This window comes from Shewanella sp. AS1, assembly GCF_021412565.1.
Classification (GTDB): domain Bacteria; phylum Pseudomonadota; class Gammaproteobacteria; order Enterobacterales; family Shewanellaceae; genus Shewanella.
This window is the reverse complement of the sequence record NZ_JAKCLJ010000015.1, coordinates 22,496-37,136: the sequence shown is the minus strand read 5'-3', so window position 1 is coordinate 37,136 and position 14,641 is coordinate 22,496. Positions and strand designations below refer to the sequence as shown.

The following is a 14,641-nucleotide window of genomic DNA, read 5'->3' as shown; positions in this document are numbered from 1 at the left end:
CATACTATAAACATGCTTTTTATATGAACCTTTTTATTTGGGAGTCATCATGCCTTTATCTCCAGCTAACAGTGTCACCATTAATTATGCCAATGAAACCGTCGGTAGCCTTGTTGCGGCTGACTTTAGGCGCGCTCATGTGTTTAGTCGATACGGTATCGATTTTTGCTGTGGCGGCAAACGTACCTTAGCCAAAGCTTGCGAAAAGGCAGATATCGACTTGGCAGAAGTAGAATCAGCCTTAGATCAGATTAAGCAGCAGGGCCTTGAAGATAACACCCTTAGCCAACTGCCATTGAGCGAGCTAATTGATTACATCGAATCGACACACCATAACTATGTGCGTGAAAAGGCACCATTACTGATTGAGTACAGCCAAAAAATGGTACGCGCCCACGGTGAACATTATCAAGAGATAAAGCCTTTCGCGGGTTGGATTAAAGCCCTGATCGAAGAGTTAATGCCTCACCTGATGAAAGAGGAACAGATCCTATTCCCCGCGATTCGAGCCTTGGCCGCAGGTGAACAAGTAAATGGCTGCTTTGGTCATATTGGCAACCCGATCAACGCCATGGAACATGAACATAATGATGCCGGCGAGATCATCGACAGACTCAGAACCCTAACCAATAACTTTACCCCTCCGGAGCATGCTTGCACCACTTGGCGTATCTGTTACAACACCCTTAATGAATTTGTCCTCGACCTTAACCAGCATATACACCTAGAAAACAATATTCTCTTCCCGAAAGCGATCGCTATCGCCGACTAAGTGACAAACCAATTCGCCCCTGCAAAAGGGGCGACTTTATTCTCGCAAGCCAAACTGATTCAACATTTCTAAGCTGCCTGTACGACAGTGAACCAGTAAAGTAAAAATAACCAAGCTTAGTTGTTTTTCTAAGCTGCCTGTGCGGCAGTGAACGATCTACACTTATAGATCAATACATTACACAATTTCTAAGCTGCCTGTGCGGCAGTAAACGAACGCGACAGCGACAGCCCCAACCATTGGGCTTTCTAAGCTGCCTGTGCGGCAGTGAACGTAGCGGTGATATCCAGCTCTAGTTTCCTGAATTTCTAAGCTGCCTGTGCGGCAGTGAACATTCAATCATCGAAGCCGTACTGGACAGTGACTTTCTAAGCTGCCTGTGCGGCAGTGAACGTTTTGGGTCGGCGCCGGGTATATCGCTATCTTTTCTAAGCTGCCTGTGCGGCAGTGAACTTAATGAGCCGATGTTTTCATAACGGCCTTTTTTTCTAAGCTGCCTGTGCGGCAGTGAACCAATAAAATAGCCGTCCCACTTGGGTGAACAATTTCTAAGCTGCCTGTGCGGCAGTGAACTGTAGGGGGCTTTATGTCTATTAAATGTTATTTTTCTAAGCTGCCTGTGCGGCAGTGAACCGCACCATTAAGCCCGAGTTCTGGACCGATGATTTCTAAGCTGCCTGTGCGGCAGTGAACTAATACTGATAGCGAACTGATTTCAACAGTAATTTCTAAGCTGCCTGTGCGGCAGTGAACACGATTTCCGCTCCCAGGCGCTGGAAGCCATATTTCTAAGCTGCCTGTGCGGCAGTGAACATTTTGGTATCTGAGTCCAAGTAAGAGATTCATTTCTAAGCTGCCTGTGCGGCAGTGAACTACGGTATGCTCTGCTGTGGTGACTAGCATTATTTCTAAGCTGCCTGTGCGGCAGTGAACGCACCGCCTTGGTGGGGGCAAGTGATCCGCAATTTCTAAGCTGCCTGTGCGGCAGTGAACTGGTGATCCTGCGCATGCTGTCAGAGGTGCCATTTCTAAGCTGCCTGTGCGGCAGTGAACCGTATTGCGCGACGATCACCTCATAGCCTGCATTTCTAAGCTGCCTGTGCGGCAGTGAACCGCTGGTCAATGCGCCCCTTAATAACCCTGTTTTTCTAAGCTGCCTGTGCGGCAGTGAACTTACTCAGGCGCTATCCGCGCGGGGCGCTTAATTTCTAAGCTGCCTGTGCGGCAGTGAACGAAACGTGCAAATGACTCGTAGTTAGCTTTCGTTTCTAAGCTGCCTGTGCGGCAGTGAACTTTGAATTTGGCCGTTTTGCCGTAAATATTGCTTTCTAAGCTGCCTGTGCGGCAGTGAACGGTGAGTTTTTACCGTAACGCGCGGCGAGCATTTCTAAGCTGCCTGTGCGGCAGTGAACGGAGAGGCACTGTAGAAACCCACTGTTTTATTTTTCTAAGCTGCCTGTGCGGCAGTGAACTTAATCGCAAGATCATTAGAAGATAAATACAATTTCTAAGCTGCCTGTGCGGCAGTGAACTCGTCCCAGCGGCCATCGGCGATGGCGCTTAATTTCTAAGCTGCCTGTGCGGCAGTGAACCGCCATCGATAACGGCACCAAGTTACTCGATATTTCTAAGCTGCCTGTGCGGCAGTGAACAAGTACCGCAAGATGTGGACCGACAAAATTGATTTCTAAGCTGCCTGTGCGGCAGTGAACGCCGTGCTGTATTTTCTAACCAGTCGACGATATTTCTAAGCTGCCTGTGCGGCAGTGAACTCAAGTCATGTGGGCGCGTGGATGCTGCGAAATTTCTAAGCTGCCTGTGCGGCAGTGAACTTGCTGATGATCCTAACCAGCGACCCGTTGCATTTCTAAGCTGCCTGTGCGGCAGTGAACGCTACACAAATACCCCAACCTAGACCAATTAATTTCTAAGCTGCCTGTGCGGCAGTGAACCTAATTGTTCATCAGTAAACAATTACGAAGAATTTCTAAGCTGCCTGTGCGGCAGTGAACGAGCCTTTTGTACTGCTAATGATAGCGTTTTATTTCTAAGCTGCCTGTGCGGCAGTGAACATGACGCGCTAATTAACTTAATGGCTGATCATTTTCTAAGCTGCCTGTGCGGCAGTGAACCTGAAGCGGTTAGCTTTTGACGTTGGAATTGTTTTCTAAGCTGCCTGTGCGGCAGTGAACATGAGCTTATCAATGAGAAGAAACCGCTGAAATTTCTAAGCTGCCTGTGCGGCAGTGAACTAGAGCCAAGACATGGCAAAGAACCACCCTCTTTTCTAAGCTGCCTGTGCGGCAGTGAACAAATAAGGGATTATTAAGTAAGGGATTATTAATTTCTAAGCTGCCTGTGCGGCAGTGAACAAGCTGAAATTGACGCAATAATACCTGCGATATTTCTAAGCTGCCTGTGCGGCAGTGAACAACATCGGCTAACCACCACAGGCGAGGGGGCTTTTCTAAGCTGCCTGTGCGGCAGTGAACTACGATATGACTGGCAGACCGTTAACGCTTGATTTCTAAGCTGCCTGTGCGGCAGTGAACAAGGCGCGGTGCATGGCTTTCTACAAACTAGATTTCTAAGCTGCCTGTGCGGCAGTGAACGAAGATTTCCAGATGCAATGCTAAACATTAGCTTTCTAAGCTGCCTGTGCGGCAGTGAACTAGAGCATAAACTCAAAAATCCACCTCAACGATTTCTAAGCTGCCTGTGCGGCAGTGAACATATAGACAAAGCTGATGCACAGCTCGTCAAATTTCTAAGCTGCCTGTGCGGCAGTGAACATCAGCTTTGTCTATATCGATATCACTGAATATTTCTAAGCTGCCTGTGCGGCAGTGAACTCATTTCGAACATGAAGTTCTTTTCACATAATTTTCTAAGCTGCCTGTGCGGCAGTGAACTAAAGTTCGCTCTAGGTACCTTTGTTTGACAATTTCTAAGCTGCCTGTACGGCAGTGAACCAATTTGACTGGTCGAAAGGCAAGGGGGTTGATTTCTAAGCTGCCTGTGCGGCAGTGAACGATTCCATCGAAATGTAATCATGCACACACATTTCTAAGCTGCCTGTGCGGCAGTGAACGAGTGCAATAATTGGAGCCGGATACACAAGTATTTCTAAGCTGCCTGTGCGGCAGTGAACAAGCATTGGTGTTAAGTCTGTTGGTTCTGACGTTTCTAAGCTGCCTGTGCGGCAGTGAACAATCAACAGGATTTTCATCAAATGAGAATACTTTTCTAAGCTGCCTGTGCGGCAGTGAACCTGAGCGTTTTGCTAAAGCCCAAGCTGCAAACTTTCTAAGCTGCCTGTGCGGCAGTGAACCTTGATAGAGAACTAGACAAAATCACAATAGATTTCTAAGCTGCCTGTGCGGCAGTGAACGGGGTCGCAACCGTTGACCTGTTAAAGCTTGATTTCTAAGCTGCCTGTGCGGCAGTGAACCCTATGGTGTAGGGTGCGCCGTCATAGGTCACTTTCTAAGCTGCCTGTGCGGCAGTGAACATAAAACCACCTCTAACTACACGGGTGTTATTTTTCTAAGCTGCCTGTGCGGCAGTGAACTTGGTTGCATGATATAGGCCCTGCGGATCTGTTTTCTAAGCTGCCTGTGCGGCAGTGAACCCCAAATTAAAATTAGCAGCAACGGTAACTCATTTCTAAGCTGCCTGTGCGGCAGTGAACCTTCACAGTCATCATTACCCATCAAATTGAGATTTCTAAGCTGCCTGTGCGGCAGTGAACTTTTGAGTGATAAAGCGGCGGCGGGTCTGGCTTTTCTAAGCTGCCTGTGCGGCAGTGAACAGAAGTAAGAAGTCTACAAATAAACTGATCAATTTCTAAGCTGCCTGTGCGGCAGTGAACTTCTGTTGAGATTATTGTTACATATAGCTCTTTTTCTAAGCTGCCTGTGCGGCAGTGAACCTAAAGCGTGGCCTGTCATGCTTGCAATTACTTTTCTAAGCTGCCTGTGCGGCAGTGAACCACTGTGCCGCCTGGTGTTTCCATATCCAATATTTCTAAGCTGCCTGTGCGGCAGTGAACGACGAAAGCGCAGAGCCTGAGCAGTGCGGCGCTTTCTAAGCTGCCTGTGCGGCAGTGAACATCCGGCAGGGATAACCGATTGTTCGATAATTTTTCTAAGCTGCCTGTGCGGCAGTGAACATTTTTTCCGTTCCTCTCGTTTCCGCCTGTGTTTTCTAAGCTGCCTGTGCGGCAGTGAAGCGAATTTTGTGGCGTTTCCCCGCGTACTGTGCTTTCTGAGCTGCCTGTGCGGCAGTGAAGGCGCGTCACGAGGCCGAGCGCCGTCTATTAGATTTCTGAGCTGCCTGTGCGGCAGTGAAGAACTCTCCTTTTGTTTTGCCTTGTCAAACAAATTTCTGAGCTGCCTGTGCGGCAGTGAAGGATGCAGCAAATTGGCCCCTTTGCCACCAATGTTTCTGAGCTGCCTGTGCGGCAGTGAAGTCATCGGCGACATTATAACCGCTTCACATTGTTTTCTGAGCTGCCTGTGCGGCAGTGAAGCTTGGTGAGTAGTTTCATCATATTTCCTTTGTTTTCTGAGCTGCCTGTGCGGCAGTGAAGGCCAACCAAGGCTGAGATTGAATTCATGCTAATTTCTGAGCTGCCTGTGCGGCAGTGAAGAGCGTTCAATACGGCGCAGAATTAAACCGCAGTTTCTGAGCTGCCTGTGCGGCAGTGAAGGAATACATCGCAAGAAACGATTTCTTTGTCTTTTTCTGAGCTGCCTGTGCGGCAGTGAAGCTTTCTCTTGTGCTAAAAAGATGTATCCGCGCTTTCTGAGCTGCCTGTGCGGCAGTGAAGCGCAAGAGCGGCATCCCTGACTGGCACGTCATTTTCTGAGCTGCCTGTGCGGCAGTGAAGGCGATGCAATACACCCAAGCCAAACACGATTATTTCTGAGCTGCCTGTGCGGCAGTGAAGGGGTTCGCCGCGCTGCTCTTAGGGAACAGTGCTTTCTGAGCTGCCTGTGCGGCAGTGAAGTGCTGCTGGTTGGAAAATTGAACCGGTATCTTTTTCTGAGCTGCCTGTGCGGCAGTGAAGTGAGTGTGGTATTTGGTTTAATAGTCGCAATTTTTCTGAGCTGCCTGTGCGGCAGTGAAGATCATGTTATTAATACGCCTGGCGTAGACGATTTTCTGAGCTGCCTGTGCGGCAGTGAAGCTGACTATCTCGCCAGTCCAGCCGTCTGAGTCTTTCTGAGCTGCCTGTGCGGCAGTGAAGCCATGCAACCGTCAAAGCCTTTCGCCATGGCTTTTCTGAGCTGCCTGTGCGGCAGTGAAGGTTTGTATAAGCTGAAAAATGAGCGTTGGGATTTTCTGAGCTGCCTGTGCGGCAGTGAAGCTATAGCTGGCAGTACAATACGGGCACAGACGTTTCTGAGCTGCCTGTGCGGCAGTGAAGTGCCGAACAGTTTAGCCGCATCCCCTCGGTCGTTTCTGAGCTGCCTGTGCGGCAGTGAAGTTCATGGTTTAGCCTCCTGTGTTTGCCTGTTGTTTCTGAGCTGCCTGTGCGGCAGTGAAGATACTGTACGGTAGCAAGGTGAAATTTAGGGATTTTCTGAGCTGCCTGTGCGGCAGTGAAGAATAAGATTCGCATGTTTCGTCATTTGGTTGTTTTCTGAGCTGCCTGTGCGGCAGTGAAGACGAGCTTTAAAAGTGGCTCCCAATTTATTGATTTCTGAGCTGCCTGTGCGGCAGTGAAGTTACGCTCGCGCAACTTGGGATCAAACTTGTTTTTCTGAGCTGCCTGTGCGGCAGTGAAGAGCAGCACCGGCCAGCGAGGGGAAACCCTTTATTTCTGAGCTGCCTGTGCGGCAGTGAAGTTAGCTGCGATCACGGCATAACTTCCCTCGATTTTCTGAGCTGCCTGTGCGGCAGTGAAGGGTAACGACCCTGCAGCCATTGCCCGTGAGGTTTTCTGAGCTGCCTGTGCGGCAGTGAAGTTATGAAATCAGTCGCCGCTGCGGTTATTGCATTTCTGAGCTGCCTGTGCGGCAGTGAAGCTTAGCCCAACGGATACGACCAGCCAAATCAATTTCTGAGCTGCCTGTGCGGCAGTGAAGCGATGTGCAATGGCGCAAAGACGACGGCGATTTTTCTGAGCTGCCTGTGCGGCAGTGAAGGTGTAAATCGAGCGTACCCGCTACACTGTTGCTTTCTGAGCTGCCTGTGCGGCAGTGAAGGTCCATGTAGGGTTTTAGGCCATTCTCTGCCATTTCTGAGCTGCCTGTGCGGCAGTGAAGGCATGAGTCAGCCCACTGCTTTAGTTTATTTCTTTTCTGAGCTGCCTGTGCGGCAGTGAAGGGCGACCCCGCCACCGCCACGCTCAATACCGTTTTCTGAGCTGCCTGTGCGGCAGTGAAGTTGCAGGGTAACAGAGGGCAGCGCCACGCCACTTTCTGAGCTGCCTGTGCGGCAGTGAAGTCCAAAACTGAGGGGTATAACGCATTCTTAATTTTCTGAGCTGCCTGTGCGGCAGTGAAGCATCGCCAGACCGCTGATCCATTTTGCAATTATTTCTGAGCTGCCTGTGCGGCAGTGAAGGTTTGGGGTCGGCGCCGGGTATATCGCTATCTTTTCTGAGCTGCCTGTGCGGCAGTGAAGTTTGATCGGCAGGGTTCGCCGCGCTGCTCTTATTTCTGAGCTGCCTGTGCGGCAGTGAAGTATTCAGCGGGTTATTGTTTTTAATGCCTCTGTTTCTGAGCTGCCTGTGCGGCAGTGAAGTGATAGATATTTAACCACTTTGTGTAAAAAGCTTTCTGAGCTGCCTGTGCGGCAGTGAAGGGATCGGGGTCGCTTTCTTGAATATCCCAGTCTTTCTGAGCTGCCTGTGCGGCAGTGAAGTAAGGGCTGGTTTTTCTACTGCTATTCAACAATTTCTGAGCTGCCTGTGCGGCAGTGAAGATGGAACTGGTACTGGCGATGGTGATTTTCTGAGCTGCCTGTGCGGCAGTGAAGCGCTAATTAAAGCGAGGTCCTATGTCAGTGCATTTCTGAGCTGCCTGTGCGGCAGTGAAGTGGGTGGTTATCTCAGCAGGGGCGGCGCTATCTTTCTGAGCTGCCTGTGCGGCAGTGAAGCCTTTACGCCGATGGCTGTAGCATCACGCAAGTTTCTGAGCTGCCTGTGCGGCAGTGAAGGAAAAGCAAACTAATGAGGAATTAGCATTCAAGTTTCTGAGCTGCCTGTGCGGCAGTGAAGCTGTTTTCGCTGCTGATCAAGTCGCACGTAGATTTCTGAGCTGCCTGTGCGGCAGTGAAGTGCATCACGTTGCATTTTCATGTCACCGTCTTTTTCTGAGCTGCCTGTGCGGCAGTGAAGATAGCCGTCCTTGGCCTTGGTTTAGTTAAGCATTTCTGAGCTGCCTGTGCGGCAGTGAAGTTTACTCTTATTTACCCGGTGCTAAGGTCTTTTTTCTGAGCTGCCTGTGCGGCAGTGAAGTCACCGATGAAACCTACTTTAAGCAGCTAACATTTCTGAGCTGCCTGTGCGGCAGTGAAGACCCCGCGCGAAGCGCACCCTGAACCCCGTGATTTCTGAGCTGCCTGTGCGGCAGTGAAGATTATGATCTTGCCATTCAGCGCAGCCGTGATTTTCTGAGCTGCCTGTGCGGCAGTGAAGGCACCGGCGCGAACGGCTTTAGTTTGACCATTTTTCTGAGCTGCCTGTGCGGCAGTGAAGATTTTCGGGGAGCGGCTATTCAACATATTGGCTTTCTGAGCTGCCTGTGCGGCAGTGAAGCCCAGTGAGGGGGTTCAGGAAGCTGAGCAAGGTTTCTGAGCTGCCTGTGCGGCAGTGAAGTCTGGCAATAGGTCAGGTCAAATGGTCGTGATTTTCTGAGCTGCCTGTGCGGCAGTGAAGTTGCTCACATCTTGCTGTTCGATGTACTCAATTTTCTGAGCTGCCTGTGCGGCAGTGAAGCTAGCCCACTAATTGAACGGTGGGTATATACCTTTCTGAGCTGCCTGTGCGGCAGTGAAGATCAGATGTTGTTTCATGGTTTTATCCTTTTATTTCTGAGCTGCCTGTGCGGCAGTGAAGAGCTCATGGATGCCGTTACGCGCAAAGGCTTTTTTCTGAGCTGCCTGTGCGGCAGTGAAGCTAAGCCTTTTTCATCTGCAAGCGTCCAGTTTTTTCTGAGCTGCCTGTGCGGCAGTGAAGTCGTCGCTGTCTCGATGTAATGTCGATTGGCATTTCTGAGCTGCCTGTGCGGCAGTGAAGTTGTTGTTACTGGTTCCGTGGTTTCTTCCAGCTTTCTGAGCTGCCTGTGCGGCAGTGAAGAGAGGTGATTTATGGCTGTTTACTTTGTTCAATTTCTGAGCTGCCTGTGCGGCAGTGAAGGCGGTATCGCTGCGGGTTTGTCGTAACTGGTCTTTCTGAGCTGCCTGTGCGGCAGTGAAGGACTGCGCAATGAATGAGATTGTCGAGCTGGGTTTCTGAGCTGCCTGTGCGGCAGTGAAGGACGCCATTCATGCGTATGTTGGCGTTCTTATTTTCTGAGCTGCCTGTGCGGCAGTGAAGAAGGCCATTTCTGTTTGACGTTCGCCCATCATTTTCTGAGCTGCCTGTGCGGCAGTGAAGCGACTGGGTTGATATTGATAGCGATATTGAATTTTCTGAGCTGCCTGTGCGGCAGTGAAGAATACTCGCGGGCTAACAAGTTATCTGCGGGATTTCTGAGCTGCCTGTGCGGCAGTGAAGTCTGGCGCGCTTGGCACTGTTCCTGCTGTGACTTTCTGAGCTGCCTGTGCGGCAGTGAAGTTGTGCCCGTTACACAGTCTTACATCATTATTTTTCTGAGCTGCCTGTGCGGCAGTGAAGGATTTGATGGGACAAACGCATGGACTTATAACTTTCTGAGCTGCCTGTGCGGCAGTGAAGGAAGAAGTTGGTTGATATGGGGATTTTGTAGTTTTCTGAGCTGCCTGTGCGGCAGTGAAGGTTGAGCGAGGAATGCAGTATTTCGGGCCTGTTTTCTGAGCTGCCTGTGCGGCAGTGAAGGAGAGGCGCTCTCATATCTAGAGTTTGCTGGATTTCTGAGCTGCCTGTGCGGCAGTGAAGCCATCGCTTAAGGCGTCAAAATCTAGAAGTGATTTCTGAGCTGCCTGTGCGGCAGTGAAGCGCTTGGCGATCACATTTACAGCCAAGTGCGATTTCTGAGCTGCCTGTGCGGCAGTGAAGTTTTAATACGCCTCAAAATCTTATTAATGTTTTTTCTGAGCTGCCTGTGCGGCAGTGAAGCAATTCGCGGGCGTCTGGCCTTGCTCGCTTCTTTTCTGAGCTGCCTGTGCGGCAGTGAAGCACTAATGCCACCACGGCAGTAGTAATGGATCTTTCTGAGCTGCCTGTGCGGCAGTGAAGTCGCTTACGATGTGCAATGGCGAAAAGATGATTTTCTGAGCTGCCTGTGCGGCAGTGAAGGAGCTTGTTGAAATGATTTTGCTGATCGTTAATTTCTGAGCTGCCTGTGCGGCAGTGAAGGCAAAGTCTTTGCCTTTCAAATCGTCGGCAGTTTTCTGAGCTGCCTGTGCGGCAGTGAAGGAGTTGCAAGAGCCACATACCTTTCATTCTCATTTCTGAGCTGCCTGTGCGGCAGTGAAGAAACCTTAGAGGATTGGGACGATCTTGGTAGCTTTCTGAGCTGCCTGTGCGGCAGTGAAGGCGAAGCAAGGGGGCTGCCTTTATTACATAGATTTCTGAGCTGCCTGTGCGGCAGTGAAGGTGTTCAGGCTCGGCGCTTCTACAGCTTTTTATTTCTGAGCTGCCTGTGCGGCAGTGAAGAGTAGAATATCAGCACAAAAATAAGTTACAACAAGCAGTTAAGGCAAAAACCTTGTTTTCACCTTATTAAAAACCACTTGATGTAACCATCTGTTTTAATTACTTATTTTTAAAGATCAAAAATAAAGGGTTAAAACTTGGGTAAAACACCTTGGGATGATAGGCCGTAACTGTCGAAAGTTACCGCTGACTCCCCTACCCCAAGTGCTACTTTTTCCTCAATAAACAGAGGAAAACGTGCACCCGAGCTATAGCTTTGCGCATAGACAAAAGGCGCTTTGGTTGTGCGAGTTTCAAATCCTTCAAAATGCGCTGTCGCTTGCTCTAACGTTTCATTGTGACGCTTCATGCGACGACGTATTTCGCGATCTTTGCCAGTGCGAACTTTAGGTCGAGAGTAACTGACGTATGACTCAACCTGAGCAGGCACAGGGCGCACGCTGGTGACATGAAAATAGTCCCTAAAACGGGCAAGCCACTTATCAATCGCCAGCTGCTCAAGTGACTCCTCACTTTGCGCCAATAGGCGCAACTTACTGCCGAGGCGCTGTACCTGCCCATCAAACTGGGGAAATGCCACGCCAATGACAAATTGCCCTTGGCTATTTTTGTGCTCTACCAGTGCCAAATGCACTTGGTGATACAGCTTCTCCCACAAAAAATGGTGTCCCATATCTTCGCTCGGCAGCAGAGTAATATCTAAATAATATTTCATTGCGCCACCTTATTCGCCAAATACGCCACCACGGATCAACATCGCCATTAAATAGTGTTGCTGCTCAAGCTCTGGCTCTTTGCCTTTGATCATCCAACCGTCTAACAAGTTGTAAAAATCGTTCTTCGCTTTTGGCTGACGGTATGCCGCACCACGGTTGGTCACAGAGCCGTACGGTTCAACCGCAATCGGGCCAATTTCGTCCGCTTCTGGGTGCCAAGTATCAATGGTGCGCAGTGCGTTGCCAATTTTTTGCGAGTGCATCGCCGCTTGGCCATCCAGTTGATAAAGGAATTTACTCTTGTCCCCTTTACCACCGCCCATTACCAACTCTTGTGACGGGTAGACCATCTGGCCTTGGCCTAATTGGCTATAAGCTTCCACTTTCAACAGTACATGCTCGTCAGTAAGACCTTGTTGAATAATGGTCGCCAATTGGTTCACTTGGGCATCATCACCAAATTCACGCAGACTCAAAGCATAACTGTCAAATTCAAAGCAGGTCTCTTTATAAGTTACTACCACTTTTACCGCTTCCGCACCCACGCGGTTGCGCCATAGGAAGCGGCCGTTAGCAATATTGTAGGCGTAGCGTTTAGCCAGCTCTGCAAACTCGGTTTGCGCTTGATACGTTTGAACTTTTTCCGCTAGTGCTGCTTGATATTCGGGAGAGTTACAGGTCGATGGCACGTGTAAGCCACTGAGTACACGTAAGGTAAACGCCAATTTCAAGGTGTCTGTCGTGTGAGCAAGCGCCGCCACATCCACAGTTTGCAGGTTAGCTTTTGATACTTCGGCGTCCAATTTGGCTGGGTCGTTGGCCACTGCGGCTTTCAAGCGATTCGAGATGGTGCCACGTACGGCTTTTTCACCGACATTAATGGGTGTCCACTCGTTTTTATCCCAGTTACCTGCAAACATCAAACCATCAGAAGGAATAAGTTTTGCTTCAAATGCCAATACCGATGGGGTTTTAAGTTTTTCTACTGCCATGTTGAAATCTCCAAAATATGATCAATTGTCTTCTAATAATGTCTCTTCATCGTCGGCATCAAGCTCTGGAATATCGACAATAAAAGGTTTGTTTTTCGCTAAATACCAAGGATAACTGTGTTCATAACGCCACACACCGTCACTGATATCGCGTAATGCGTGTACGCTGCGCCACTCTCCAACACTGTAAGCGGTTTCAGCGAATGCTACCGGCACCGATTTATCTCGCACGTTCTCGACTACTCCCGCCTCATACAGGAGTGAAATAGCGCAATACCCAGCCGCAATCGGAACCAGATAACCGGGGTAAGGCTTCGGCACATAGTGCCATTTGCCATTACCACTATTATCAGGAGTTGTATCATCGCTATTCGACTCATTGCGCTGCGGCGCTTGAAACTTAAGTTTGGCAAAATCACACCAAGCATCGAACAAGCTGGCATTTTCATCTTGGCTCGACAACGCGGCATAGTGCTCAGTCAGATAATCACTGCGATCGGTTAACACAAAGCCTGGCATTAGTGTGCGCAGCGCTTTAACTTGCTGCTCTTCGGTCGCCAGAATTCGTACATCTCTGTAATTGGTAATTTGGCCCCCCGCCAGACGCGAAGTTGGAATGCTCTGTTGCAAAGCAGCCAATAGATCCGACTCCAGATAAACATCACCAGCGCTGAATCCTTCCAGTTCAATCAACAGGGAAACTTGCATATTCATGCGTCCCTCTTCATTGATTGGCGCGGTATTCCCCTGCTGCGTCAATGGATTACGGGTTAAAGCAAAAACATAATCCCCCCACCCTTTGGGTTGGCGCACATGCACAGTATTGGTATGGCTCACCACCACCACACCACCCAATGAGACGTTTAGCTTCGCGTCGAGTTTGCGTGACAAAGCGTGGGCAAAACCCAAAAAGTTAGTAATAGCGGGAAAGCCATAGGTAAGCCCTGCAATCGCATTGGCGTTTTGTACCGACAGGCGCTCAATCAATAGATAACAACTCATCTCACACCTCGTTCTAAACGTTTAAGCTCTTGCATGAACAGTTTTTTGAAGTAATTTTGCTCTACATCGCCCAGCAGATAACGATCATTGCTTTTCAGTTGCAGCGTCAGCCAAGCGGCAAAATCTTGCGCGACCACAGTCAGCCAATCCCCTTTATCTCGCTCTGCTTGGAATGCCGCCGATGGGTTAGCAACATCCAGCCATAGACCATGCGCCGCTTTAAGTTGGCAATCTTCGTGGCTCGCCCAACCTGCGTGCTCGCCCATACTTTGCACTAACGCCGCCTGCGTCAGGACTGCATCAATCAAGGGCATCACATAGTGATAATCACGACGATAACGGATCTTAAAGTTGCTCTCTTGCCCGGTAAGGCTCTCTAAAAAGACCTTAAAGGCGCTTAACAGAGAGCGAGTTTGATAACTCAATTGACGATCAAACAAAGAGCGACGATTAAGTGGTGGTTTCTCCTGCTTTTGGTAACTCGGTGGTGCGCAACTCAGCAAAAAGCTCCGACCAGAACGTTCGTTATTTAACTGTGAAATATTCAATGGCTTAGATCCACCAAAATTTTGCACCGCAGTAGCAGGAAAACTTTGGTCTAACTCAGGATGGTATTGCTCTTTACGTCGCGCTTCACGGATCGCCTTCGGCTCATCACCAAACCTTGTCGCGGTCACTTGCTGGTAAAGTTCGTGCGCCATCGAAGAGGAAAACAACGGACAAAGCAGGTGATAATTTTGATCCTTACCGTCACTCGCTAAAGGAAAATAGAGCTGCTTGGTCAAGGTGTGACCAGAGAGTTTTTCATCGCCCAACGCCAATTTAAAACCCGCTTGCCACTGCGCTAACTGCTCGGCATCTTGAGTAAAAGCGCTCAACGCTTCAACATGACCACTCTGTAACTGCTGGATCAAACTCTCGCCATTAACCTCAATTTTGAGCAGACGCGCCACATCCAACACGGCCGCATTGCCTACCGCATCGATAGCTTTCTCGGCTAAGTGTGCCGTCACCAGATGAGTAGTTTCCACTGGCGCATCACCACTGACTAACATACTGCTCGCTTTAGAATCACCGTGAGTAAATTTGGGAGCGTGTGTGGCCAAGCTGATCTGCTTAGCACGACCCGCTGCATTGGTCAGCCACTCTTTGGGCTCAAACATCGCCTCTATCGGCGCGGCGGCTTGCGCGTATTCCGTTTGAGCAACCACTATCGCCACGGCATCATCCGTACTCGCCAACACCTTGTCGCGCGCTTTTTGCAGCGGCTCCAGCTTGGTCTGTTTGCGTTGCTCGATATATTCGGCAATCGCATCACTTAAAGTGAACTCCATCGAGACTCCTTTATCAT

At 49.7% G+C, this 14,641-nt stretch carries 5 protein-coding genes and 1 CRISPR repeat array; of the genes, 1 reads left to right on the top strand and 4 read right to left on the bottom strand.

From position 1 onward, the window contains the following. The first annotated feature begins 49 nt into the window (after positions 1-49). Positions 50-772 carry an iron-sulfur cluster repair di-iron protein gene (gene ric / locus LZP69_RS15070; protein ID WP_234201544.1) on the top strand — a complete coding sequence of 241 codons (723 nt, stop codon included), beginning with the start codon at positions 50-52 and terminating at the stop codon, positions 770-772. 65 nt (positions 773-837) lie between these two features. After that, positions 838-10,580: a CRISPR direct-repeat array (repeat unit 28 nt; unit sequence TTTCTGAGCTGCCTGTGCGGCAGTGAAG). Between the two features lie 130 nt (positions 10,581-10,710). Here ric and cas6f read toward each other — a convergent pair. Genes cas6f through csy1 form a run of 4 tightly spaced genes read right to left on the bottom strand, consistent with a single transcriptional unit; the run spans position 10,711 to position 14,624 of the window. Further along, positions 10,711-11,295: a type I-F CRISPR-associated endoribonuclease Cas6/Csy4 gene (gene cas6f, locus LZP69_RS15065; protein WP_234201543.1), complete on the bottom strand. Its 585-nt coding sequence runs from the start codon at positions 11,293-11,295 to the stop codon at positions 10,711-10,713. Positions 11,296-11,304: 9 nt separating this feature from the next. Beyond that, positions 11,305-12,288 carry a type I-F CRISPR-associated protein Csy3 gene (csy3, locus tag LZP69_RS15060; RefSeq protein ID WP_234201542.1) on the bottom strand — a complete coding sequence of 328 codons (984 nt, stop codon included), beginning with the start codon at positions 12,286-12,288 and terminating at the stop codon, positions 11,305-11,307. A 21-nt stretch (positions 12,289-12,309) separates the two neighbouring features. Continuing rightward, complete coding sequence (gene csy2, locus LZP69_RS15055; RefSeq protein WP_234201541.1) at positions 12,310-13,290, bottom strand: type I-F CRISPR-associated protein Csy2; 981 nt, start codon at positions 13,288-13,290, stop codon at positions 12,310-12,312. Then, complete coding sequence (gene csy1, locus LZP69_RS15050; RefSeq protein ID WP_234201540.1) at positions 13,287-14,624, bottom strand: type I-F CRISPR-associated protein Csy1; 1,338 nt, start codon at positions 14,622-14,624, stop codon at positions 13,287-13,289. Before csy1 ends, csy2 begins: the two co-directional genes overlap by 4 nt. Positions 14,625-14,641: the final 17 nt, after the last annotated feature.